The 22,994-nt window shown below is 61.1% G+C and carries 20 protein-coding genes; 8 read left to right on the top strand and 12 right to left on the bottom strand.

Features of this window, described 5'->3' with window-relative positions:
* Nucleotides 1–7 precede the first annotated feature (7 nt).
* From QMK52_RS00595 to QMK52_RS00550, 10 genes are all read right to left on the bottom strand, one after another.
* Nucleotides 8–718 carry an ABC transporter permease gene (locus QMK52_RS00595; protein WP_122735349.1) on the bottom strand — a complete coding sequence of 237 codons (711 nt, stop codon included), beginning with the start codon at nucleotides 716–718 and terminating at the stop codon, nucleotides 8–10.
* Nucleotides 715–1,443: an ABC transporter permease gene (locus QMK52_RS00590; protein WP_122735350.1), complete on the bottom strand. Its 729-nt coding sequence runs from the start codon at nucleotides 1,441–1,443 to the stop codon at nucleotides 715–717. The genes QMK52_RS00595 and QMK52_RS00590 overlap by 4 nt, the downstream gene beginning before the upstream one ends.
* Nucleotides 1,444–1,499: 56 nt before the next feature.
* Nucleotides 1,500–2,279, bottom strand: coding sequence for a transporter substrate-binding domain-containing protein (locus QMK52_RS00585; protein ID WP_005785784.1), 780 nt, complete (start codon nucleotides 2,277–2,279; stop codon nucleotides 1,500–1,502).
* A gap of 220 nt (nucleotides 2,280–2,499) precedes the next feature.
* The gene (locus tag QMK52_RS00580; RefSeq protein ID WP_320403720.1) at nucleotides 2,500–4,134 is read right to left on the bottom strand and encodes an ATP-dependent DNA ligase; all 1,635 of its coding nucleotides are present in this window, start codon (nucleotides 4,132–4,134) and stop codon (nucleotides 2,500–2,502) included.
* Complete coding sequence (locus QMK52_RS00575) at nucleotides 4,131–5,135, bottom strand: ligase-associated DNA damage response exonuclease (RefSeq protein WP_320403719.1); 1,005 nt, start codon at nucleotides 5,133–5,135, stop codon at nucleotides 4,131–4,133. The genes QMK52_RS00580 and QMK52_RS00575 overlap by 4 nt, the downstream gene beginning before the upstream one ends.
* A 456-nt stretch (nucleotides 5,136–5,591) precedes the next feature.
* On the bottom strand, nucleotides 5,592–8,033 hold the full coding sequence (locus QMK52_RS00570) for a penicillin acylase family protein (RefSeq protein ID WP_320403718.1): 2,442 nt from the start codon (nucleotides 8,031–8,033) through the stop codon (nucleotides 5,592–5,594).
* Between the two features lie 162 nt (nucleotides 8,034–8,195).
* Complete coding sequence (locus QMK52_RS00565; RefSeq protein ID WP_003189235.1) at nucleotides 8,196–8,396, bottom strand: SEC-C metal-binding domain-containing protein; 201 nt, start codon at nucleotides 8,394–8,396, stop codon at nucleotides 8,196–8,198.
* The gene (locus QMK52_RS00560) at nucleotides 8,393–8,875 is read right to left on the bottom strand and encodes an LEA type 2 family protein (protein ID WP_005785795.1); all 483 of its coding nucleotides are present in this window, start codon (nucleotides 8,873–8,875) and stop codon (nucleotides 8,393–8,395) included. Before QMK52_RS00560 ends, QMK52_RS00565 begins: the two co-directional genes overlap by 4 nt.
* Nucleotides 8,876–8,896: 21 nt before the next feature.
* Nucleotides 8,897–9,367 carry a YchJ family protein gene (locus QMK52_RS00555; protein WP_320403717.1) on the bottom strand — a complete coding sequence of 157 codons (471 nt, stop codon included), beginning with the start codon at nucleotides 9,365–9,367 and terminating at the stop codon, nucleotides 8,897–8,899.
* 4 nt (nucleotides 9,368–9,371) lie between these two features.
* Nucleotides 9,372–9,869: a DUF6231 family protein gene (locus QMK52_RS00550; RefSeq protein ID WP_005785798.1), complete on the bottom strand. Its 498-nt coding sequence runs from the start codon at nucleotides 9,867–9,869 to the stop codon at nucleotides 9,372–9,374.
* A gap of 188 nt (nucleotides 9,870–10,057) precedes the next feature.
* Between QMK52_RS00550 and QMK52_RS00545 the strand changes: the two genes are divergently transcribed.
* A complete protein-coding gene (locus QMK52_RS00545) occupies nucleotides 10,058–10,816 on the top strand; it encodes a collagen-like protein (RefSeq protein WP_078820485.1) in 759 nt (252 codons plus the stop codon).
* Between the two features lie 531 nt (nucleotides 10,817–11,347).
* On the opposite strand, the gene QMK52_RS00540 is transcribed toward QMK52_RS00545, so the two are convergent.
* Nucleotides 11,348–11,812: a CopD family protein gene (locus tag QMK52_RS00540; protein ID WP_005785801.1), complete on the bottom strand. Its 465-nt coding sequence runs from the start codon at nucleotides 11,810–11,812 to the stop codon at nucleotides 11,348–11,350.
* A gap of 99 nt (nucleotides 11,813–11,911) precedes the next feature.
* On the opposite strand from QMK52_RS00540, the gene dinG reads away from it, so the two are divergent.
* The 6 genes from dinG (at nucleotide 11,912) to QMK52_RS00510 (ending at nucleotide 20,362) form a co-directional block, all read left to right on the top strand.
* On the top strand, nucleotides 11,912–14,056 hold the full coding sequence (gene dinG / locus QMK52_RS00535; protein ID WP_005785803.1) for an ATP-dependent DNA helicase DinG: 2,145 nt from the start codon (nucleotides 11,912–11,914) through the stop codon (nucleotides 14,054–14,056).
* 88 nt (nucleotides 14,057–14,144) lie between these two features.
* A complete protein-coding gene (locus QMK52_RS00530) occupies nucleotides 14,145–16,442 on the top strand; it encodes a beta-galactosidase (RefSeq protein WP_194440258.1) in 2,298 nt (765 codons plus the stop codon).
* Nucleotides 16,443–16,524: 82 nt separating this feature from the next.
* Nucleotides 16,525–17,670: an EstA family serine hydrolase gene (locus QMK52_RS00525; RefSeq protein ID WP_032881067.1), complete on the top strand. Its 1,146-nt coding sequence runs from the start codon at nucleotides 16,525–16,527 to the stop codon at nucleotides 17,668–17,670.
* A 142-nt stretch (nucleotides 17,671–17,812) separates the two neighbouring features.
* On the top strand, nucleotides 17,813–18,958 hold the full coding sequence (locus QMK52_RS00520; RefSeq protein WP_005785808.1) for an OmpA family protein: 1,146 nt from the start codon (nucleotides 17,813–17,815) through the stop codon (nucleotides 18,956–18,958).
* Between the two features lie 27 nt (nucleotides 18,959–18,985).
* On the top strand, nucleotides 18,986–19,633 hold the full coding sequence (pdxH, locus tag QMK52_RS00515) for a pyridoxamine 5'-phosphate oxidase (protein ID WP_005785810.1): 648 nt from the start codon (nucleotides 18,986–18,988) through the stop codon (nucleotides 19,631–19,633).
* A 264-nt stretch (nucleotides 19,634–19,897) separates the two neighbouring features.
* A complete protein-coding gene (locus tag QMK52_RS00510; protein ID WP_003189251.1) occupies nucleotides 19,898–20,362 on the top strand; it encodes a glycine zipper 2TM domain-containing protein in 465 nt (154 codons plus the stop codon).
* A 75-nt stretch (nucleotides 20,363–20,437) separates the two neighbouring features.
* On the opposite strand, the gene nhaA is transcribed toward QMK52_RS00510, so the two are convergent.
* Nucleotides 20,438–21,613, bottom strand: a complete 1,176-nt coding sequence (gene nhaA / locus QMK52_RS00505) for a Na+/H+ antiporter NhaA (protein WP_005785813.1) — start codon at nucleotides 21,611–21,613, stop codon at nucleotides 20,438–20,440.
* 215 nt (nucleotides 21,614–21,828) lie between these two features.
* On the opposite strand from nhaA, the gene QMK52_RS00500 reads away from it, so the two are divergent.
* Nucleotides 21,829–22,923 carry a PLP-dependent cysteine synthase family protein gene (locus QMK52_RS00500; RefSeq protein WP_005785814.1) on the top strand — a complete coding sequence of 365 codons (1,095 nt, stop codon included), beginning with the start codon at nucleotides 21,829–21,831 and terminating at the stop codon, nucleotides 22,921–22,923.
* Nucleotides 22,924–22,994: the final 71 nt, after the last annotated feature.

Genomic DNA, 22,994 nt, shown 5'->3' with positions numbered 1-22,994 from the left:
AGGCTCCTTAATGGCTCGGCCCGAGGAAGGCCAGCCAGCGGCGCTCCGCCAGGCGGAACAGGCCGACCAGGGCAAAGGTCACCGCCAGGTAGATCAACGCGGCGATGCCAAATGATTGAAAGGTCATGAAGGTGGCGGAGTTGGCGTCCCGTGCCACTTTGAGGATGTCCGGGATCGTTGCGGTAAACGCCACCGTGGTCGAGTGCAGCATCAGGATCACTTCGTTGCTGTAGTAGGGCAACGCACGGCGCAGCGCTGACGGCATGATCACGTAGGCGTACAACTTCCAGCCGCTGAGGCCGTATGCCCTGGCCGCCTCGACTTCGCCATGGGCCATGCTGCGGATCGCCCCGGCGAAAATCTCCGTGGTGTAGGCGCAAGTGTTGAGCGCAAAGGCCAGGATGGTGCAGTTCATCGCGTCGCGAAAAAACGCATCCAGCAGCGGTTGTTCGCGTACGGCGGCAATGCTGTAGATACCGGTGTAGCAGATCAGCAACTGGATATAGAGCGGCGTACCGCGAAACAGGTAGGTGTAGAACTGCACCGGCCAACGTACCAGGCGTTTGCGCGAGACGCGGGCGATGGACAGCGGGATCGACACCAGAAAGCCGATGACCAGTGCTGCCGTCAGCAACCACATCGTCATGGCAAGGCCGGTGATGTGCTGGCCGTCGCTATAAAGGAAGGGGCGCCAGTATTCCTGCAATAGCTCGATCATCGCACTGCCTCCCGGGCGCCGGCGGAGTAGCGACGTTCCAGACGGCGCAAGACAAAGTTGGAGGCGCTGGTGATCAACAGGTAGATCAGCGCGGCGAGTACCAGGAAGTAGAACAGTTGATAGGTACTTTTGCCCGCATCCTGGGCGGCTTTCACCAGGTCTGCCAGGCCGATGATCGATACCAGCGCGGTGGCCTTGAGCATCACCATCCAGTTATTGCCTATGCCCGGCAGGGCGAAGCGCATCATCTGCGGGAAGGTCACGTAGCGAAACCGCTGCCCGCGCTTGAGCCCGTAAGCAGTGGCGGCTTCCAGTTGGCCGCGGGGCACGGCGAGGATAGCGCCGCGAAACGTTTCGGTGAAATAGGCACCGTAGATAAAGCCCAGGGTGATCACCCCGGCGCTGAACGGGTCGATCTCGATGTATTCCCATTCCATGAAGTCGGTAAAGCTGCTGAGCCAGGTTTGCAGGCTGTAGAAAATCAGCAGCATCAGCACCAGGTCGGGCACCCCGCGAATCAGCGTGGTGTAGAGCTGGGCGGGAATGCGCAGGAACGGCAGGCTGGACAGTTTGGCGCTGGCGCCGAGCAGGCCCAGCACTACGCTGACGGCCAGGGACAGCACCGACAACTTGATGGTCATCCAGGTGCCTTGCAGCAACAGCGGGCCGAAACCCTTCAAGCTGAGCGCGCTCAACCCGAGGGTTTGCAACAGTTCTTCGAACATAAATCAGGACCTATGGCGATGGAAAAGCGCCCCTGCAGGGAGGGGCGCTCCAGGCATTATTTGCCGCTGTACAGGTTCAAATCGCCAAAGTGTTTCTTCTGGATGGTGGCGTAGGTGCCATCATCGTGTAACGCTTTGATACCTTTATCCAAAAGCGCCTTCAGTTCAGTGTTACCTTTTTTGATACCGACCGCGGTTTTCGACGGCAGCAGCGGGTCGTCAATGGCGGCGCTGACTTCATAACCGGCACCGGCCGGCGACTTGAGAAAGCCCAGTTCGGCTTGCAGCATGTCCTGCACCGACGCGTCGAGGCGGCCGGAGGTCAGGTCGGCATACACCTGATCCTGGTTGGCGTAGGCCTTGGTGGTTACCCCGGCTTTGTCCAGCACGGCCTTGGCGTAGGCTTCCTGGATGGTGCCTTGCTCGTAGCCCACGGACTTGCCCTTGAGGGACTCAGGTGTCGAGTAGCCAGCCCCTTTCTTGAACACCAGCGACGTGGGGCCGGAGAACAGCTCGGTGGAGAAGTCGATTGCCTTTTCGCGCACCGGCGTTACGGTCATGGATGAAATCACGCCATCGAACTTGTTGGCTTTGAGGCCCGGGATCATGCCGTCGAAGTCACTTTCAACCCACTTGCACTTGACCTTCAGCTCCGCGCAGATCGCATTGCCCAGGTCGATATCGAAGCCTACCAGGCTGCCGTCGGCGGCTTTGGATTCGAACGGTGCGTAGGACGGGTCGACACCAAAACGCAATTCCTTGTATTCCTTGGCGGTGGCGACACCAGCGGCCATGCACAGAGCCAGTGCAGAAAGGGTCAGCAATGCTTTTTTCATTATGTATTCCCTGGAAACCAAGATATGCGCTTGTGGCGCGTTTAGGACTGTTACTGAACGGTGTCAGACGCAGCACAAGTAGCAATTTCTGCACCATAGTTCCGGACGGGCTTTTTAAAAGGCGGGATAAGGCAAGGCTGAGTGTAGGAGATGCCCGAAAATGGGCATCTGAAAATGAGCGCACCATTGCAGGTCTGTGGAGATCCCACAGGAATTTAGGTCAAGTCAGTAGGTCCTGCAGTGTTGCGAGGTTGTCAGCCTCTTCCACCGTCTTGTCCTGACGCCAGCGCAACATGCGCGGAAACCGCACCGCAATCCCGCTCTTGTGCCGCTTGGACAGGGCGATACCCTCAAACCCCAACTCAAACACCATGCTTGGCGTCACGCTGCTGACCGGGCCGAACTTCTCCACGGTAGTTTTGCGCACAATCGCATCGACCTTGCGCATTTCCTCGTCGGTCAGCCCGGAATAGGCCTTGGCGAACGGCACCAGCGTGCGCTCGCTGCCCGGCGGGCCGTCCCATACCGCAAAGGTGTAGTCGCTGTACAGGCTGGCGCGCCGGCCATGGCCGCGCTGGGCGTAGATCAACACGGCGTCGACGCTGAAGGGGTCGACCTTCCATTTGAACCACAGGCCCATGTCCTTGGTGCGGCCCACACCGTACAGGCCCTTGCGATCCTTGAGCATCATGCCTTCAACACCAAGGCTGCGAGAGGCTTCGCGCTGGGTCGCCAGCGCTGCCCAGGTTGGCCCCTCGATCAGCGGCGAAGGCAACAGCACCGGTTGGTTGCACGCGGCAATCACCTGTTCCAATTGCGTGCGGCGCTCGGCCTGGATGTGGTTGCGCCAGTCGTCGCCCTGATACTCCAGCAGGTCGTAAGCGAGCACGGCGACGGGCGCATCCTCAAGTACCTTTTTACTCAGGGTTTTGCGACCGATCCGCTGTTGCAGCAGCGCGAAGGGTTGCACCGCGTCTTTCCACACCACGATTTCGCCATCGATCACCGTGCCGTCGGGCAGGCCACTGACCAGGCTGTGAAGCTCGGGGAAACGCTCGGTCACCAACTCTTCACCTCGTGACCAGATCCACAGGCGCCCCTCGCGCTTGACCAACTGCGCACGGATGCCATCGAACTTCCATTCCACCTGCCAGTCGGCGGGGGAGCCGAGCAGGGTGTCGAATTGCTCGACGGGTTGCGCCAGCCCGTGGGCGAGAAAAAACGGATATGGCTGCCCGCCACGTTGTGCATGTTCGTCGGATGATTCGGCAGCGATCAGCTTGAGATAACCCTCGGCTGTAGGACGGTTGGACAGGTCGGTATAGCCCACCAACCGCTGCGCCACGCGCTTGCTATCCAGATTGGCCATGGCGGCAAGGGCACGGGTAACCAGGAGTTTGGAGACGCCTACGCGAAAGCTGCCGGTGATCAACTTGATGCACACCATCAGGCTCGGTTGATCCAGTTGCGCCCATAACGCAGGCAGGCGCTCGGCAAGGTCCATGGGTGAGAGGCCGCGCAGAGGCAGCAGTTTTTCTTCCAGCCACACGGCAAGCCCGTCTTCAGAGCTGTAGGTCGATTCGGGGAGCAGCAGGGAGATGGTTTCGGCCAGGTCGCCTACGGACTGGTAGCTCTCTTCAAACAGCCACGGCTCGATGCTCGCCGCCTCAGTCGCCATATCCCTGAGCAAGCGTGTGGGCACCAGTTGTCGTGGTCGCCCCCCGGAGAGGAAGTACACCGCCCATGCCGCATCTTCCGGCGGCGCTTGCAGGAAGTAGGCTTGCAGGGCTGCGAGCTTGGCATTGCTGGAGGTGGTGGCGTCGAGGTTGGCGTACAGCTCGGCGAAGGCTTTCATGCCGTGGCCTCTTCTTCGTCATCACCGTATTCGGTGCTGAAGCCCTGGGCGTCCAGGCCCTTTTCTCGCAGGTGGCGTACCAGCACGCCGACCGAACCGTGGGTAACCATCACCCGTTCGGCGCCGGTTTGTTCGATGGCCCACAACAGCCCGGGCCAATCGGCGTGGTCCGACAGCACAAAGCCGCGATCCACCCCGCGCCGGCGTCGTGTACCGCGCAGGCGCATCCAGCCGCTGGCGAAGGCGTCGCTGTAGTCGCCAAAACGGCGCATCCAGGTGCTGCCGCCGGCGGAGGGCGGGGCGATGATCAAGGCTTGGCGCAGTAACGGGTCGGTCTTCTTGAAATCCGCGGCATACAGGGTTTCGGGAATGTAGATGCCGGCCTCGCGGTAGACCCGGTTCAACGGCTCGACGGCGCCATGGCTGAGGATCGGACCGATGCTGGCGTCGAGGCCATGCAGAATGCGCTGGGCCTTGCCGAAGGAATAGCAGAACAGCACGCTGGCCTTGCCCGTGGCGATATTGGCCTGCCACCAGTCATTGATCCCGGCAAAGATCTGCGCTTGGGGCTGCCATCGGTAGATCGGCAGGCCAAAAGTGGATTCGGTGATAAAGGTGTGGCAACGCACCGGCTCGAAAGGCGCACAGGTGCCATCGGGTTCGACCTTATAGTCGCCGGACGCGACCCAGACTTCACCCTGATATTCCAGGCGCACCTGAGCCGAACCGAGCACGTGCCCGGCCGGATGAAAACTCAAGGTCACGCCGTGATGCAGCAACTGCTCACCGTAGGCCAGGGTTTGCAGGTTGATGTCCTGGCCCAGGCGCCAGCGCAGGATACCTTCGCCGGGGGCGGCGGCCAGGTAATGTTGGTTGCCGGTGCGCGCATGATCGCCGTGGGCGTGGGTGATGACCGCACGTTCCACTGGGCGCCAGGGGTCGATATAAAAATCACCGGCAGGGCAGTAGAGGCCTTCGGGGCGGGCGATGACGAGGTCCATGGGGTGACCGGGGCTGGGGGCTTGTTACTTATGAGGCGGGGCTGGTTGCAGAAGTTCTATCTGAATGCACGTAATGCAAAGGTGGGAGTTGGCTTACCTGCGATGACGGCCTGACAGCCGACGCCTATCTACCTGACACCCCACGATCTAAATGTGGGAGCTGGCTTGCCTGCGATGGCGGCCTGACAGTCGACGCTGTTATAACGAGTACATATCCATTTCTGCGGTAACGGCCACTTAGGGTTCCGCCCTGACGGCGGCTAAACCGGCATCCCTGCCGGTTTACCCCCCAAATCCCTGTCGAATTCCGGCCAGCGTGGTTTGACGGGGCGCTTCAGATCAAGAGCAAGAGCAAGAGCAAGATCAAGAGCGGCCGCTTCGCATCGTGGTTACTCGGCTGCTATCGCAGGCAAGCCGGCTCCCACAGCGTTATCCGGTTTTGTCAGGGAAGCCCGGTTACTTACCGGGCGTCAGGGTCAATCTGGTCTTGCCATACACCTTTTCAAAGTTCTGCGGCTGCATCGGGAAGCTCAGGTATTGCGCCTTGAGCGCCGGGTCGATGCCGTTGGCATAGTTCGGGCTGGCCGGGTTGCCGGACTGGCCGATACCGCCCTGGCCCAGCATGGGTTCGGCCAGGCCGAAGTCGATGATCATGCGCAGCGCCGACACCTGGGTGGTGGTGAAATCCTCACCCCAGTTATACGGCGCCGGGTTCAAGGTGTTGTGGTCGCCACCGCTGGCGAAGGGGCCGCGAATCACCTGGCCACTGGCGTTTTTCCAGGTGGTGCTGTGCAGCTTGCCCCACTGCCAGGCTTTGTGATCGGCACCCAGTTGGCTGTCACCGGCAGTGATAGCGGCGGCAAGCGTGCGGGCCAGGATCGCCGGTTTGTCTTCTTTTTGCGGTGTACGCGTGTCATCCCAGAACGGACTGTCTTCGCGGCCCAGCAGGTGGTCGGCGATGGCTGAGTAGGACAGGCTGGCGTTGCTGACAAAGGCTTTCCAGCTGGCGCTGTCTTGCGGGCCGAGTTTGTCGAGGAAAATCTGCCTGGCGCTTTCCTGCAGGAACAGCTCGTAGATCGCCGCGTCAGCCGAGGTTGGCGCAAGGCGACCATCGAATGCCATCAGGCGCTCCAGTGCTTCGCGAGCCTTGACGCGCTCCGCTGGCGGCAGGGCGTCGATTGCCTGCTTGAGCGGCTGGGCCATGCCCGGGGCCTGGAACATGCTCTTGAGCTTGGCGGCGAAGGTCGTGGTCTGGTCGTATTGCATGGCGATCAGGCTGCGGCTGTCATGCTTGCCGGCACCGGCCAGTTGCGCGAGGCGTTCGCTGCGCTCCGGTGCATCCCAGGAGTTGGACAGTTGCATCCCGTAGCCACGCGGTGCGGTGCGCTGGTTGGCCGTGCCGATCCAGCCCTGGGCCGGGTCCTGGTCGTAGGGGTGCAGCATCGCATCGGCATAACCGTCCCAGTCAAAGCGCGTGTCCCAACCCGGCGATGGCAACAGGCCCTCGCCCTCGCGGCGGTTGGGGAAGCGGCCGGTGACTTGCCAGCCGATATTGCTGGCGTCGGCAAAGATCATGTTCAACGCGATGGCGCGAATCTCGCGAGTGGCGTCCGAGGCCTTGCCGGCGTTTTGCGCACGGGACAGGTCGAAGAACGCGTCCAGGCTCTTGTCGTCCTTGAAAGCAGCAGTCTGCAGGGCCAGGCCGAGACCGCTGGTGAGGGCCTGGCTGCTATTGAGCAACGCACCGTGACGGGTTTCGTACACCGTTTCGCGAATCGAGCGCTGGCCCTTGATAAAGAAGGTTTCGTTGCGCACGCCAGCCGGCAGCCATTTGCCGTTGTTCTCGTAGTACAACGCGTTGCCCTGGCGCTTGACCTTCTCCAGGAACAGGTCCTGGGTGTCGCCCTTGACCGCGCTCATGCTCCACGCCACCTTGCCGTTGAAACCGGACAGCAGGGTCGGCAGGCCAGCGATCGAAGTACCCACGGCCTGATATTTAGGCGCGCGAATCTGCACGTAGCTCCATGGCGACGGGGCTTGTGGCGTGGCGGCGATATCGTTGGCGAGCAGGCTTTTGCCGCTGCGGCTGCGTTGCGGGGCGATGGCCCAGTTGCTTGAGGTGGTGACCCCGAGCGTGTTGAGGCCGCTCAACTGCTGGCTTACGGTGTCCAGGGCGGCGAGGCCGCTGATCTGCCCCAGGTTCACGCCCTTGAGCTTGTCGGCCTCGGCCAGCGGCACGGCTTCGTCCGGCGCGCTTGGGATGAGCCAGGCGAGTTTGTCGACGCCGACCTTTTGCGCCAGCACCAAGGACGAAATCTCTTCCTGCAGGTTGCTCGACTCACTGAAATTGAGCAGGCAGAACAGTAGCGCCGAGTCTTCCGGCTTCCAGTATTCGGGTGTGTAACCGCTTTGTGCCAGGTCCGCCGGCAGCTTGTCGCGATAGCGGAACAGGTAGGCATTGACGCCCCGGGCATACACTTCAAAGAAGCGCTTGAGGCGCGGCGACGAGGCGTTGTACAGCTCGCCCGCGCTTTTCTTGAGGTTGACCGCACGCATGAAACGGTCGACATCCAGCACTTGAGGCCCGGACATTTCCGCCAGGCGGCCCTGTGCCAGCAGGCGCAAGGTGACCATCTGGGCAATGCGGTCGCTGGCGTGCACATAACCAAGGCTGAACAGCGCGTCGTGGAAGGTGTTGCTTTCGATCAGCGGCATGCCTTGGGCATTGCGGCGTATCGATACATTCTGTGCCAGGCCCTTGATTGGCTGTACGCCAGCCACAGGTGGCAGGGTGTCCTGGGTGTTCTGGAGCTGGCAACCCGCCAGGCCCAAGGCACTGGCCACTGCCGCGGCAACGCCGAACCGGGGAAGAAAGTGTAAGAGGGCTGGCGAGGCCATGGCAAAGCTCCTGCGGGGGGTAGCGTCAGTAAAGGCGCTACGTTAGTGAGCGCGGCGAAACGACGCAAGCGGGAGTTGTGTAATTGCGTGAGTGCTCAAGCTATGTGCAAATCAATGTAGGAGGGAGAAAGCCCCCTCCCACATTTTGATCATCAGTGCGGCTTATGCGCCATGGCACTTCTTGAATTTCTTCTCGCTGCCGCACGGGCAAGGATCGTTGCGGCCAACATCCTTCAAGGCGTTGCGCACCGGTTCCTGGTGAGCGTGGCCGCAGTTCGGCCCGTGGACATGGCCGTGGTCGTGATCATGGTGATCGTGATCGTGGTTGCAGTCAGGACCATGGACATGGGGTTGCTGAGTCATCGATGTTGCTCCGGAATAAAATCGCCGGGGATTATCTCGCCATTGTGAGCCACCTGCACGTCATTACCGATGAATAATCCGGTTTTCAGCTCGCCCTCCAGGCGATAGGGCACGGGGCGCTCGGGATTTTTCAGCATCTGCACCACATCGCGTACGCGTGGCCAGAGGTTGGTGCGTACCGAGACCCGGAAGACTTTATGACCGCGCGGCGGCACGGTCAGCCATTCATTGGATTCGCCTTCGGTCAACACCAGATCGCCAAGGGTGACCTTGTAGATCAGGCCGCGCACGGTCAGGTCGGCATCGTCGCGGTTGTCCACGCGAAAGTAGAGTTTGAATTTCTGCTCCAGCAGCTTGGCGCGCACGACTTCGACCTTCACCAGCGATACGTGAGGCGGCGGCGAGTCATCTTCGAACCACGAGGCGCAGCCGGTCAGGCCCAGGGTTAACGCCAGCATCAAGCTATAAATCCGAAGCATGGCGTTATCCCTGTGAGTGAATTAAAGGTAGCTGGAACAGCACTTCTTGAACTTCTGCCCACTGCCGCACAGGCACGCGTCATTACGCCCGGCCTTCAGTTCCACCGTAGGGTCGATGAAGTACCAGCACCCCTCATTCTGTACGAAAGAAGACTGCTCGCGGTGGCTATGTTCGCCGGTGCTGTCATGCCAGCGCGCAGTAAAGGTGACGAACGCGTGTTCCGGCTGGCCGCCGAAGACCTCGGAGCTTTCCACCTCAAGGCCCAGCCAGGTGCTCTGCGCACTCCAGGCGGCGATGGCGTCGCGGTCCAGACCGGCCTGTTGCGCGGGCAGGGTGGTGGCCACCAGGTAATCGACCAGGCCCAGCACATAGGCGCTGTAGCGCGAGCGCATCAACGCACTGGCACAGGGCGCCGGGTGGCCGGCGTGATAATGGCCGCAGCAGGCATCCAGCAGATTGCCGCTGCCGCACGGGCAAATGGATGTACTCATCGGGTTACCACCAATACTTTCCAAAATTCTCCGGGTTGGCCCAGAAGCGTGCGTTGAGCCAGTCGGGCACTTGTTTATAGTCAAGCAGATCATAGGTAAACAGCGTCAGAACTTGCTCATCGCGCTGGAAGCGCTCGCCGGCTTGCAAGGCCAGGGAAAAGAAGTCGGTGTCCTTCCAGTCGCAGGCACGCAGGTCGACCAGCACCGCGATCCGGCTGGCATTGAGGTTTCGAATGCCGCCCAGAAGCGTCAGACCTTGAGGCTTGGGCAAGTGTTCAAGGCAATCGACTACCAGCGCCAAATCAAAACGCTGCGCTGCCAGTTCGGCAGGCAGTGGCCCAGGTGCGGCGACACAGACGTTCACATCCGGGTGCGCTGTTTTAAACGCCTCCAGCGCCGGAAACTGGCTGGCGCCCAATAACAGCAGGCGTTTGGGCTGGTGCAACTCAAGCAGGGCAGCCAGGGCTTGCTGGGGTGTACGGGAAGAAATTCCAGCGGTCATTGCAGATCCTCACATCAGGACGGTAGAGACTAGCGCGGCTGGGCGTGCCAGCCTAGGACATTGCGGTCAGGGCCACGGCGGCTTGTACCGTACCAGCGGAAGTTTTTTGATCCTTCACTGGCAAATCGCCGGTAGAAGTCGTTACTGTGCGCTCAAAGAAAAATTTGAAAACACTCAGGAGCCCCATGATGCGTAAGGTTTTTCTGTTGGCCCTGCTGGTCAGCCCCATTGCCCTGGCCCAGAGCGTCAGTGTCGAAACCAACTCGTTGATGCGCCTGCCCAGCAGCACCAGCGTGTTGCAGCTTGAGCGCCTGGACGTGGCGGACTATGGCACTTTGCTGATTCCGGCCACTATCAGTCAGGTCACTGTGGATGAGTTGCACCTGGGGCGTGACGCACGCATCACCATTGTTCCCGGCGCTAGCGCGCTGCAAATGCAAGTGCGCCAGGCGCAACTGGAGCAGGGTAGCCAGATCACGTCGCGCGGCGCCCCCGGCACCCATGAAAAACCTGCCAAGGCTGGGCGTGACCTGACCTTGCGGATCAATTCCCTCACTGCTGAAGCGTTGTCGGTAGACGCCCGCGGCGGTGCCGGTGCCCAAGGGTACGCGGGCCTGGATGGCGCCAACGGTGTGGACCCAGGCTGCACCTGGGGTTCGGCCGGGCGCGGGTTTAACGGTGACAACGGCGGTGACGGCCTGCCGGGTGCGGCGGGTGCGCAGGTACGTCTGGAGTTGCCGCAGGACTTCCCGATTGAGCAAATCAAGGTCTGGGTGGACGGCGGTGCCGGTGGGTTGCCTGGCGTGGCGGGTAAACCTGGCAAGGGTGGGCAGTCCAAGGGCTGCCTGGTGTACCGCGCCGATGGTGGCGACAAGGGTCGGCCGGGGCTTGAAGGGCAGCCGGGGCCGGCCGGGCCTGCGGGGGCGGTGACCATTCAGCGGCTTTGAGTCGACTGTTCCGATGCTACCGGGGCAAGGCGAGTCGTCGCATCGCCCCTTCCACATGTTGGAATGCATTTCAGGTGGGAGGGGGCTTGCCCCCGATGGCGGCCTCAGGGCCGACCAGGATGCTGGATCAGACCGAGTACATATCCGTTATTTGGGTAACGGCTGCTATTGGCTCCGCTCTTACAGCGGCTCACTTTTGAAAAGCCGGAATGCCGGCCCAGACAAAAGTAAGCAAAACGCTCTTGCCCCACCACTTGGCACCTCGCCTAGGCTCGGTGTGCCCGTAATCCGCCAGTGATTTGGGGGGCCGCCGCCACGCGCCATCCATGGCGCGGGGCGGCTAAACCGGCATCCCTGCCGGTTTACCCCCCAAATCCCTGTCGAATTCCGGCCAGCGTGGTTTGACGGGGCGCTTAAGATCAAAAGCAGATCAAGATCAAGAGCGGCTCGCTTCGCATCGTGGTTACCGTTGGGTACGGCGAACTGTAGTTGTGTAGATATCCACACCCCGATGGCGATGCAAGCCTCGCCTCAGAACATCGGTCGAGCCGAAGCAATCGCCACCACCACCAACCCTACGATCAGATTAATCCCCACCAATTTGCGAATCTGCCCCAGCGCAGCCGCGCCCGCCGGCCAGTCCTCAGCCGCCACCGCCTTGCGCAGTTCCGGGAACTTCAACGCCTGGATGCGGATAAACAGCGCAGTCATCACCAGATACAACCCCATCATCACCTGCACATAGCGCGGCGCGGTTTCAAAACCGTTGAAGCGCAGTTGCAGCAAACCAACGCCGCTGATCGGCAAAATCACGACCGCGACCCACACCCACACAAAAAAACGTTGAAGCACATTTGCCCACAACTTGAGCCGGGCAGGGCCCTCAAGGGCCGCCATGGCGGCGGGTCGCAGGATCATCCAGGCGAAAAACATACCGCCGACCCAAATCAGGGCGGCCAGTACATGCAGGGTGTAAGCGAGGCTAAACGCGGTCATTGTGGTACTCCGTTCTGCGCGGGATTAATTAGCGGGGTATGATAGCGGCCGATCCGAACCACTGAAAATTTATCCAGCGTTTTTTGCGCCCGACTATCCATGATCAGCACTGAACTCAAAACCACGATCCAGGGCGCCTATTCGCGTTTTCTCGAAGCCAAGAGCTTGAAACCGCGCTACGGCCAACGCCTGATGATCGCCGAAGTGGCGAAAGTCCTCGGGGATATCGACACCGATGACGAAGGTCGCCGCGAGGGCGAACCCGCGGTTGTGGCCGTCGAGGCCGGCACCGGTACTGGCAAGACTGTGGCCTACAGCCTGGCCGCGATCCCCACCGCCAAGGCCGCCGGCAAGCGCCTGGTGATCGCCACCGCCACCGTCGCCCTGCAAGAGCAGATTGTCTACAAAGACTTGCCCGACCTGATGCGCAACAGCGGCCTGAGCTTTACCTTCGCCCTGGCCAAGGGCCGTGGCCGCTACATGTGTCTGTCCAAGCTCGACGTGTTGCTGCAGGAAGGCCATGCGCAAACCGCCACCGCATCGCTGTTCGAAGAAGAAGGCTTCAAGATCGAGGTCGACGAGGCCAGCCAGAAGCTGTTTACCAGCATGATCGAGAAACTGGCCGGCAACAAATGGGACGGCGACCGCGACAGCTGGCCCACCGCCCTGGAGGATTCCGACTGGGCGCGCCTGACCACCGACCACAGCCAGTGCACCAATCGCCATTGCCCCAATTTCGGCCAGTGCGCCTTCTACAAGGCCCGCGAAGGCATGGGCAAGGTGGATGTCATCGTCACCAACCACGACATGGTGCTGGCCGACCTGGCACTGGGCGGCGGCGCGGTGCTGCCCGACCCACGCGACACGCTTTATGTGTTCGACGAAGGTCACCACCTGCCGGACAAAGCCATCGGCCACTTCGCCCATTACACGCGCCTGCGTTCCACTGCCGACTGGCTGGAAACCACTGCCAAGAACCTCACCAAGTTGCTGGCCCAGCATCCGCTGCCCGGCGACCTGGGAAAGCTGATCGAGCAGGTGCCGGAGCTGGCGCGGGAGATCAAGACCCAACAGCAATTCATGTTCAGCGCCTGCGAACAGGTGGCCGACTTCAAGCCCGGCGAAGACGTCGAGGGCCGTGAGCGCCCGCGCCACCGTTTTGTCGGCGGCATGATCCCCGAGCACATGCGCGAAATGGGCATCGAGCTGAAGAAAGGCTTTTCACGCCTGACCGACTTGTTCACCCGCCTTACGGATTTGCTCAAGGAAGGCATGGACGGCGAGGTCAATATCGGCATTGCCAGCAACCAGGCCGAGGAGTGGTATCCGCTGTTCGGCAGCCTGTTGTCCCGCTCACAGGGTAACTGGGAGCTGTGGACCGCGTTCACCGTGGAAGATCCGGAAGACAACCCGCCCATGGCCCGTTGGCTTACCCTGTCGGAAAGCGGTGCGCTGTTTGATATCGAGGTCAACGCCAGCCCGATCCTCGCCGCTGAAATGCTGCGCCGCAACCTCTGGAACGTGGCCTACGGCTGCCTGGTAACGTCGGCCACGCTGACCGCCCTGGGCACCTTTGATCGCTTCCGTATGCGCGCCGGCCTGCCGAAAAAGGCCGTTACCGCTGTGGTACCGAGCCCGTTTCATCATGCCGATGCCGGTGTGCTGCGCGTACCGGACCTCAAGGCTGACCCTCGGGATGCGGCTGCCCACACGGCGGCGATCATTCGCGATCTGCCGTCACTGGTGGAAGGTTCGCGCGGCACCCTGGTGCTGTTCTCGTCGCGCAAACAGATGCAGGACGTGTTCGATGGCCTCGACCGCGACTGGCGCAAACAGGTGTTTATCCAGGGCAACCTGTCCAAGCAGGAAACCCTGAACAAGCACAAGGCGCGGGTCGACGGCGGTGATTCCAGCGTATTGTTCGGCCTGGCAAGTTTTGCCGAGGGCGTGGACTTGCCTGGCGCTTATTGCGAACACGTGGTGATCGCCAAGATCCCGTTCTCGGTGCCCGATGATCCGGTCGAGGCCGCACTGGCCGAATGGATCGAAGCCCGTGGCGGCAACCCGTTCATGGAAATCTCGGTGCCGGATGCCTCATTGAAGCTGGTGCAGGCCTGCGGGCGCTTGCTGCGCACCGAGCAAGACCGCGGCACCATCACCTTGCTTGACCGCCGCCTGGTCACCCAACGCTATGGCAAAGCTATCCTCAATGCGTTGCCGCCGTTCAGGCGCGAAATTTCTTAAACCCCCGTGGGCGAATTCGCCCACTTTGTGGTCTATCTCATCACTATCACCAGGCCATTCACCGGCCGTTTGGGAGAACCTTGTTCGTATGATTCGCACGCTGCCCGCTCTTTTTGCCTTGCTGTTCGCTGCGCCGTTGATGGCCGCGCCTGCCGGGCAACAAACGCTGTTCAACTTCGTCCGGCCTGCCGATGTGGTCAAGGTGGCGACTCAGGACGCCAGCCTGCCCCAATACAACGCCGAACAAACTCCCGAAGGCGAGGTGCTGCGCCGTATCACCTTCAACCCGGCGGCCGAGCCAAGCCTGGTGCTCAGCCCGCAATCCGGTGTGTGGGACTGGTCGCAATCGAGCGCCATGAGCCTGCGTATCCAGAGCGCGATGAACTGGGCACTGACCCTCTACGTCAAGGTGCAGAGCGCCGACGGCAAGACCCTGGTCAGCCGCATCGACTTGCCGGCCGGGCCTGCGCAGACCCTGCTGGTACCATTGCAAGCCAACTCGCCACTGAGCCAGGGCATGAAGGCTGGCCCGCCGATGCCGATGACCGTGGATGGGCAGCGCGTATTACTGGCCGGCAGTGCCGGCGAAATCGACCGCAGCCAGGTGGTGTCGGTGACCCTGTCGATGATCAAGCCCAATGCCGCCCAAAGCATCCTGCTGGAGCGCTTTGGCGTGCAGGACAGCGAGCCGGTAATGACGGCCGCCTACAGCGAACTGGTCGATGCTTTTGGCCAATCCACCCGAGCGCGCTGGCCGGAAAAGGTCAGCAGCGACGAGCAGCTCAAGGCGTCGGCTGCCAAAGAGCAGCAGCAGCTCAAAACCTGGTTGGCTGAGCGAGACAAATCCTCCCTGGACCAATACGGCGGCTGGAACAAAGGCCCGGCGTTCGATTCCAGCGGCTTTTTCCGCACAGAGAAGCGCGACGGCCGCTGGTATCTGGTGACGCCTGAAGGTCATCCGTTCTATTCACTGGGGGTCAACACCGTGGCTGCGGACAACAGCCAGACCTACGTGGCAGGGCGTGAGTGGATGTTCGCGGCGTTGCCCAAGGCCGGCGAATCCTTCGACAAGTACTACGGCAGCAGCGATAACCGCACCGGCAACGGTGCCGGCGAAGGTCGCGGCTTTGGTTCGGGGCGTTGGTATGACTTTTATGGCGCCAACCTGCAGCGCACCTACGGCGGCGAGAGTTTGGACCAGAAGCGCTGGGTGACGCACACCCTGGACCGTCTGCAAGCCTGGGGTTTCAATACCGTGGGCAACTGGAGCGACGAGGACCTGGCCACTGCCGACCGCGTGCCTTATACCCTGCCGCTGTCGATTGTGGGGGACTACGCGAGCATCAGCACCGGTACCGACTGGTGGGGCGGTATGCCCGATCCGTTCGATCCACGTTTCGCGATGGCCACCGAACGCGCCGTGGCCATCGCCGCTCGTGATCACCGCGACGATCCGTGGTTGATCGGCTTTTTTGCCGACAACGAACTGGCCTGGGCCGGTCCTGGCGACGATGCAAAATCCCGCTACGCCTTGGCTTACGGCACCCTGCGCATGACCACCGATGTCCCGGCCAAGCGCGCGTTCCTCAAGCAGCTGCGTGACAAATATCGCAACGAGGAAGGTCTGTCCAAAGCCTGGGGTATTCAACTGGCGGGTTGGGAACTGATGGAAGACCCAGGCTTCGAGCCACCGATGCCCAGCCCTGAACACCCGGAAATCGAAGCTGACTTCAAGTACTTCCAGAAGACCTTCGCCGACGCTTACTTCAAGACCATTTCCGACTCGCTGAAGTGGCACGCGCCGAACCAACTGTTGCTGGGCGGCCGTTTTGCCGTGAGCACCCCGGAAGCAGTGGCGTCGTGCGCGCAGTATTGCGATGTGTTGAGCTTCAACATGTACACCCTAAAACCCCAGGACGGTTATGACTTCGCCGCCCTGCGTGAGTTGGACAAACCGGTGTTGATCACCGAATTCAACTTCGGCTCGGCCGACCGTGGCCCGTTCTGGGGCGGCGTGACGCAATTGGCCCGCGAAGAAGATCGCGGTACGGCGTACGCCACGTTCCTCAAGCAGGCCATGGCCGAGCCATCGATTGTTGGCGTGCACTGGTTCCAGTACCTGGACCAGCCGGTCACCGGGCGTCTTCTGGATGGCGAAAATGGCCATTTCGGCCTTGTTGGCATCACCGATGTACCTTTCCAGGGCTTCGTTGACAGTGTGCGCAAGAGCAACCTGGCGGCGGTCGACCAGTTGGGCCGTGAGGCGCAAAAAGCCAAGGCGACCCGCACGGCGCGTGAAAGTGAAGGCGCCAAGCAGGGGCAGGGCGGCAAAGGCGCAGGGCAGGGCGCTGGACATGCAGGTGGGCACTCCGGCAACGGTCATTGATTCGTCGTTGACGGGTTCACAAAACCCACAATGGCTGAAAGAATGGCGGCCACTTTTCATGGTGCTTTGCGAGGGGAATCAGGTGCAGATTCAGGGTCATTACGAGCTGCAGTTCGAAGCGGTACGCGAAGCCTTTGCCGCATTGTTCGATGATCCCCAGGAGCGTGGTGCCGGGCTGTGCATCCAGGTAGGCGGGCAAACCGTCGTCGATCTATGGGCCGGTACTGCCGACAAGGACGGAGCCGAAGCCTGGCACAGCGATACCATCGTCAACCTGTTCTCCTGCACCAAGACCTTCACGGCTGTCACTGCCTTGCAACTGGTGGCCGAAGGCAAGCTCAAGCTTGATGCACCGGTGGCTGACTACTGGCCGGAATTCGCTGCGGCGGGCAAGGAGGCGATCACATTGCGCCAGTTGCTCTGCCACCAGGCCGGGCTGCCGGCCATCCGCGAAATGCTGCCTACCGAAGCCCTGTATGACTGGCAACTGATGGTTGACACCCTGGCGGCCGAGGCGCCGTGGTGGACCCCGGGCGAGGGTCATGGCTACGAGGCGATTACCTACGGCTGGCTGGTCGGCGAACTGTTGCGCCGCGCCGATGGGCGCGGGCCGGGTGAGTCGATCGTGGCACGGGTCGCACGGCCGCTGGGGCTGGACTTCCACGTTGGCCTGGCGGATGCAGAGTTTTATCGGGTGGCCCATATAGCGCGCAGCAAGGGCAATATGGGGGATGAAGCCGCGCAACGGTTACTTCAAGTAATGATGCGCGAACCGGCGGCGATGACCACACGGGCATTTGCCAATCCACCGTCTATTCTGACCAGCACTAATAAGCCCGAATGGCGGCGCATGCAGCAACCCGCGGCAAATGGTCACGGTAATGCGCGCAGCCTGGCCGGGTTTTATAGCGGTTTGTTGGACGGTAGTTTGCTGGAAAGCGACATGCTCGAACAATTGACCCGCGAACACAGTATTGGGCCGGATAAAACCTTATTGACCCAAACCCGTTTCGGCCTGGGCTGCATGTTGGATCAACCGCAGCTGCCCAATGCCACGTTCGGCCTCGGGCCACGCGCTTTCGGGCATCCCGGCGCAGGGGGCTCGGTCGGGTTTGCCGACCCTGAACATGATGTAGCGTTCGGTTTTGTGACTAATACCCTGGGCCCTTACGTACTTATGGACCCGCGTGCGCAGAAGTTGGTCGGAATATTGGCCGGTTGTCTATAAACCCCTTGCTGTTTCACAATTTTTTGTTACAAAGGCAAGTATAAAAAGATGCTGAACGACATGTTGTAACTTGAATGTTCTTTAAGCGTCTGTTTAACGGGTCATCAGGCCCCCTGGTTTTTTCTCATTTTGTGGATATCTCATGTTATCGAACAAGTCCTTGGCACTGGCGCTGTGCCTCACTATTACAGGTTGCGCACAAACTCCACAAAATGATGCCGAAGGTGGGCATTGGTGGTCATTTGGATCGGACAAGGCTGCGACCAAGGACGCAGTGACCCAAACCGACGCCAAGCCGGATGCCAAACCAGCTGCCGGCGCCAAGCCTGTTGAACCTGTCGCCGCTGCTGCTGCACCTGCTTCGCCCGCCAAGGCTGATACCGGCTACAGCTGGTGGCCGTTCTCCACCAAGAGTGCCGAAGAAAAAGCCGCCGATGCCAAGGCCGACCTGAAAGCCGACCTGAAGGCCGCAACCCCGACTTCCGACGCGGCACCTGTCGTCGCCAAGACCGACGCCGAACCCCGCTGGTGGTGGCCGTTCGAAAGCAAGCCAAAGCCGTTGGCCAAGGTCGACGTGACCAATGTGCCAATGCCTGACCCGAAAATCACCCAAGCCTGGCTGGACGACTACGAGCCACGCCTGCGCGAGGCCATCAAGGGCAGTTCGCTGCAACTGGAGCGTCGCGACAACGTGCTGGTCGTGATTGCCCCGGTAGACGGTTCCTACAACCCGAAGCGTCCGGCGATGCTGCTGCCGGTGACTTTGGGCCCGTTCACTCGTGTGGCCAAGGCCGTTGAGGCTGATCCCAAGACCGCCGTACTGGTTCTGGGCCACGTCGATGCCACCGGCAGCGCTCCTGCGAGCCAGGCGTTGAGCAAGGAGCGTGCGCAGTCCATTGCTTCGATCTTCAGCCTCAGTGGTTTGAAGCAGGACCGCTTGATGCTGCGTGGCATGGGCGACCTTATGCCGCGTGCCGCCAACGACAGCAACCAGGGGCGTGCGCTGAATCGTCGCATGGAAATCATGTTCACTCAGCGTACAACGATGCTTGCACTGCTGAGCCAGTACAATTCGGGCAAGACGCCACCGGTTGCTGAAATGGTTGCCGTGCAGAATGCTCCAGCCCCGGCACCGGCGGCAAAAGCACCAGCCAAGAAGGCTCCGGCCAAGAAAGCGGCCGCCAAGCCAGCGGCTAAAAAGGCCGCGGCCAAACCTGCTGCGAAGAAGCCGGCTGCAACCAAAGCCAAGGCTGCTGCACCCGCTTCGAACGACCAGGCGAAAAACTGAGCCGTTGAACCACAAGGATAAAGCCGCATGACCCAGGCACTGGCTGATATGCGCCGTGACTACACACGGGACGGTTTGAGCGAGGCCCAGGCCCCCGACGAGCCGTTTGCGTTGTTCCACCAATGGTTTGGCGACGCGGTGAAAACCGAACAGCCGCCGGTGGAGGCCAATGCCATGACCCTGGCGACGGTCGACCAGGACGGTCGCCCGCACTGTCGCATCCTGCTGCTCAAGGGCCTGGATGCACAGGGCTTTACCTTCTTCACCAACTACCAGAGCGCCAAGGGTGAGCAACTTGCGGCGCGGCCGTTTGCGGCCATGACGTTCTTCTGGCCGACCCTGGAACGCCAGGTGCGTATTGAAGGGCGCGTGGTCAAGGTCACCCCTGAAGAGTCGGATGCCTATTACCAGGTGCGCCCGTTGGGCAGCCGCCTCGGCGCCTGGGCATCCCCGCAGAGCAGGGTCATTCGTGACCGTGAAGAGCTGCACGATCTGCTCAAGGCCACCGAACAGCGTTTCAGCGATACCCAGCCCGATTGCCCCGAGCATTGGGGTGGGTACCGTTTGCTGCCCGAGCGCATCGAGTTCTGGCAGGGCCGCGCCAGCCGCCTGCATGATCGTCTCAACTATCGTGTACAAGACGCTCAATGGATCCGCGAGCGTCTGGCGCCCTGAGCGTCACCTTTCGTCATTGCGCCTGAATCATGCCCATTGCGCCGACGTCTCTATTCAGGAGACTTCGGCGCTTTTGATTGTGCGGCTACAATGATCAAGCAGCTGATGGCACCGTTGCGCACCACAGTTAGGCTACCGTTGGTCGTGTTTTCTGGTGCTGGCAGTCTGTACTCAGGCTGAATGAAAGCAATTTTCTGCCCGGCTTGCCGTGACAGGCGCCAAGCCACAGCGTTTAATGAATACCTGTCCTTTGGAGTTGATGCTATGCGTAAGTCCGTTTTACTAGTTGCCTGCTTTACCACCCTGTCATTGCTGTTGGGTGGCTGCGCCTCGAGTCTGACCGGCGACTCGTACTCCCGTGATGAGGCGCGTCGCGTTCAGACCGTGCGCATGGGTACCATCGAATCCCTGCGTCCGGTGAAAATCGAAGGCACCAAGACCCCAATCGGCGGCGCTGCGGGCGCAGTCATCGGCGGTGTTGGCGGCAGCGCCATCGGTGGCGGCCGTGGCAGCATCGTCACCGCTGTAATCGGCGCGGTCGCGGGCGGCCTGCTGGGCTCGGCCACCGAAGAAGGCCTGACCCGCACCCAGGGCGTGGAAATCACCGTGCGCGAAGACGACGGCAGTATGCGCGCCTACGTACAAGCCGTGCAGGAAAATGAAATCTTCCGCATTGGCGACCGCGTACGCATCATGACTGTTGACGGTACCAGCCGCGTTACTCGCTAAGCGGTAAGTAATCGGGCAAAGAAAACCCCAGCCGGGTGACCGGTTGGGGTTTTTTTATGCTGCTTTCCCAGGGGCTCAGGCTTTTTTGCGACTCGCCATCGCCGTCACCGCATACCCGATAAAGGCTGCCAGGATCGACCCGGTCAGAATCCCCATGCGGTCTTCACCGGCAAACTCGCTGGCACCCGGCACAAATGCCAGGGAGCCTACAAACAGGCTCATGGTGAAGCCGATACCGCACAGAACAGCCACGCCAAGCACCTGGCCCCAGTTGGCGCCGCTGGGCAGGGACGCGATACCAGTCTTGATCGCCAGCCAAGTGAGGCCGAACACACCGATGGTCTTGCCGATCAACAGGCCGGCGGCGATGCCCATGGGCACGGAATGGGTGAAGCTCTCCAGGCTCACGCCGGTGAGGGAAACCCCGGCATTGGCGAACGCGAACAACGGCAGGATGGCGTAGGCCACCCACGGGTGCAGGGCGTGCTCCAGGGTCAGCAGCGGTGAGGTTTCGGCGTTCCGGGTGCGCAGTGGAATGCAGAATGCCAGGGTCACACCGGCCAGTGTGGCATGCACACCGCTCTTGAGTACGCACACCCACAGGATCAGGCCGATGATCAGGTAAGGCCCAAGCTTGATCACGCCCAGGCGATTCATCGCAATCAAGGCAATCAAGCAAGCCCCCGCGCCCGCCAGGGACGCGCCGGACAAGTCAGCGGAATAGAACAGTGCGATGACGATGATGGCACCGAGGTCATCAATGATTGCGAGGGTCATCAGGAACAACTTCAGCGACACCGGTACGCGCTTGCCCAGCAGTGCCAGCACGCCCAGAGCGAACGCGATATCCGTGGCCATCGGGATCGCCCAGCCGGCGAGGGCGGCCGGGTTGTCCTTGTTCAGCGCCCAGTAGATCAGCGCCGGCACCACCATGCCGCCGATGGCCGCTGCGCCGGGCAGCACAACCTGGGAAGGCTTGGAGAGGTGACCATCGAGCAGTTCGCGTTTGACCTCCAGGCCGATCAGCAGGAAAAACAGAGCCATCAGGCCGTCGTTTATCCACAGCAGTGCCGGCTTGGCGATTTTCAACGCGCCGACCTGGGCAACCACCGGTGTATCGAGAAACGCGTTGTACAGGTGCGACAACGGTGAGTTGTTGATGATCAGCGCCAACGCGGCAGCGGCGATCAACAACAGACCACTGGCGGCTTCCAGCTGGAAGAAACGAGTAAAAGTGCTACGCAGAGGCAAGGGATGCTCTCCATTTGAGGTTCAATAGGTGGGTACCCTAACCCGTACAGTTAGTTGTTAAAACAAAAGTTATATTCTTATTTGTTATAAGAGATGAGCCGGGTTACCAATGCGTCAAAGACTAGCAATTGTGTGTCCAATTGAGTCGGCACTGTATCTGTGTCAAGTGTAGGAAACATCTTAAGATCAAGGCTGAAAACCTTAGAGAACCTACCATGAGCGACCACTGTACCTGGGCCCGCGAAGCCATTCGCATCATTGAAGCGGACTTCCAGCGGAGCGCCGACACCCACCTGATCCCGTTGCCGTTACCGGGGTTGCCCGGCATCGAGTTGTACTTCAAGGACGAGTCCAGCCACCCCACAGGCAGCCTGAAACACCGGCTGGCCCGCTCGCTGTTTTTGTACGCGCTGTGCAATGGCTGGCTCAAGCCGGGCGCCCCGGTGATCGAAGCGTCCAGCGGTTCCACAGCCATCTCTGAAGCCTACTTCGCTCGCCTGTTGGGGTTGCCGTTCATTGCCGTCATGCCGGCCACCACCTCCCAGGAAAAGATCGCCCAGATCGCCTTCTACGGTGGCAAGAGCCATCTGGTTCAGGATCCGACGCAGATCTACGCCGAATCCGAACGCCTGGCCCAGGAAAGTGGTGGTCACTTCATGGACCAGTTCACCTACGCCGAGCGTGCTACCGACTGGCGCGCAAACAACAACATTGCCGAATCGATCTTCCAGCAGATGCGCTTTGAGGAGCACCCGGAGCCCAGTTGGTTGATTTCCAGCCCCGGCACTGGCGGCACCACCGCGACACTGGGCCGCTACGTACGTTATCGCCAGCATTGCACCCGCGTGCTGTGTGCCGATGCCGAGCGCTCGGTGTTTTTCGACTTCTACCAGAGCGGCGACGCCAGCCTGCGCCTGGAGTGTGGTTCGCGAATCGAAGGGATTGGTCGCCCGCGTGTCGAGGCGTCGTTTCTGCCGGCGGTGATTGATGCGATGGTCAAGGTGCCAGACGCCTTGTCATTGGCGGCCATGCATTACCTGGCTGGGCGTTTGGGACGACGGGTCGGCGGTTCCAGCGGGACCAACCTGATCGGCGCGTTGGTGGCTGCGCACCAGATGAAAGCGGCGGGAGAGTCAGGCTCGATCGTAGCGATCTTGTGTGATGGCGGCGAGCGTTATGCCACCACCTATTACGATCAGGCGTGGTTGGCGGGGCAGGGGTATGAGCTGGATGGGTTGGTTGCGGCAGTGGCTGCGAGCGTAGAGCAGGGCGAGTCTCTACCGACCAGTATCCTGCGCGCCAACATCTGACCGGGCGCAAATCAAAATGTGGGAGGGAGCAAGTCGAATCGTCGCACCGCCCCTCCGACATTTTTACTGCA

It is taken from the genome of Pseudomonas sp. P9_2, assembly GCF_034008255.1.
In the GTDB taxonomy this organism is placed as follows: domain Bacteria; phylum Pseudomonadota; class Gammaproteobacteria; order Pseudomonadales; family Pseudomonadaceae; genus Aquipseudomonas; species Aquipseudomonas synxantha_A.
This window is presented reverse-complemented; position numbering and strand designations above follow the sequence as displayed.

Coding starts and splice junctions, on each gene's coding strand:
- QMK52_RS00595 (WP_122735349.1), bottom strand. CDS start 718: ATGATCGAGCTATTGCAGGAATACTGGCGCCCCTTCCTTTATAGCGAC.
- QMK52_RS00590 (WP_122735350.1), bottom strand. CDS start 1,443: ATGTTCGAAGAACTGTTGCAAACCCTCGGGTTGAGCGCGCTCAGCTTG.
- QMK52_RS00585 (WP_005785784.1), bottom strand. CDS start 2,279: ATGAAAAAAGCATTGCTGACCCTTTCTGCACTGGCTCTGTGCATGGCC.
- QMK52_RS00580 (WP_320403720.1), bottom strand. CDS start 4,134: ATGAAAGCCTTCGCCGAGCTGTACGCCAACCTCGACGCCACCACCTCC.
- QMK52_RS00575 (WP_320403719.1), bottom strand. CDS start 5,135: ATGGACCTCGTCATCGCCCGCCCCGAAGGCCTCTACTGCCCTGCCGGT.
- QMK52_RS00570 (WP_320403718.1), bottom strand. CDS start 8,033: ATGGCCTCGCCAGCCCTCTTACACTTTCTTCCCCGGTTCGGCGTTGCC.
- QMK52_RS00565 (WP_003189235.1), bottom strand. CDS start 8,396: ATGACTCAGCAACCCCATGTCCATGGTCCTGACTGCAACCACGATCAC.
- QMK52_RS00560 (WP_005785795.1), bottom strand. CDS start 8,875: ATGCTTCGGATTTATAGCTTGATGCTGGCGTTAACCCTGGGCCTGACC.
- QMK52_RS00555 (WP_320403717.1), bottom strand. CDS start 9,367: ATGAGTACATCCATTTGCCCGTGCGGCAGCGGCAATCTGCTGGATGCC.
- QMK52_RS00550 (WP_005785798.1), bottom strand. CDS start 9,869: ATGACCGCTGGAATTTCTTCCCGTACACCCCAGCAAGCCCTGGCTGCC.
- QMK52_RS00545 (WP_078820485.1), top strand. CDS start 10,058: ATGCGTAAGGTTTTTCTGTTGGCCCTGCTGGTCAGCCCCATTGCCCTG.
- QMK52_RS00540 (WP_005785801.1), bottom strand. CDS start 11,812: ATGACCGCGTTTAGCCTCGCTTACACCCTGCATGTACTGGCCGCCCTG.
- dinG (WP_005785803.1), top strand. CDS start 11,912: ATGATCAGCACTGAACTCAAAACCACGATCCAGGGCGCCTATTCGCGT.
- QMK52_RS00530 (WP_194440258.1), top strand. CDS start 14,145: ATGATTCGCACGCTGCCCGCTCTTTTTGCCTTGCTGTTCGCTGCGCCG.
- QMK52_RS00520 (WP_005785808.1), top strand. CDS start 17,813: ATGTTATCGAACAAGTCCTTGGCACTGGCGCTGTGCCTCACTATTACA.
- pdxH (WP_005785810.1), top strand. CDS start 18,986: ATGACCCAGGCACTGGCTGATATGCGCCGTGACTACACACGGGACGGT.
- QMK52_RS00510 (WP_003189251.1), top strand. CDS start 19,898: ATGCGTAAGTCCGTTTTACTAGTTGCCTGCTTTACCACCCTGTCATTG.
- QMK52_RS00500 (WP_005785814.1), top strand. CDS start 21,829: ATGAGCGACCACTGTACCTGGGCCCGCGAAGCCATTCGCATCATTGAA.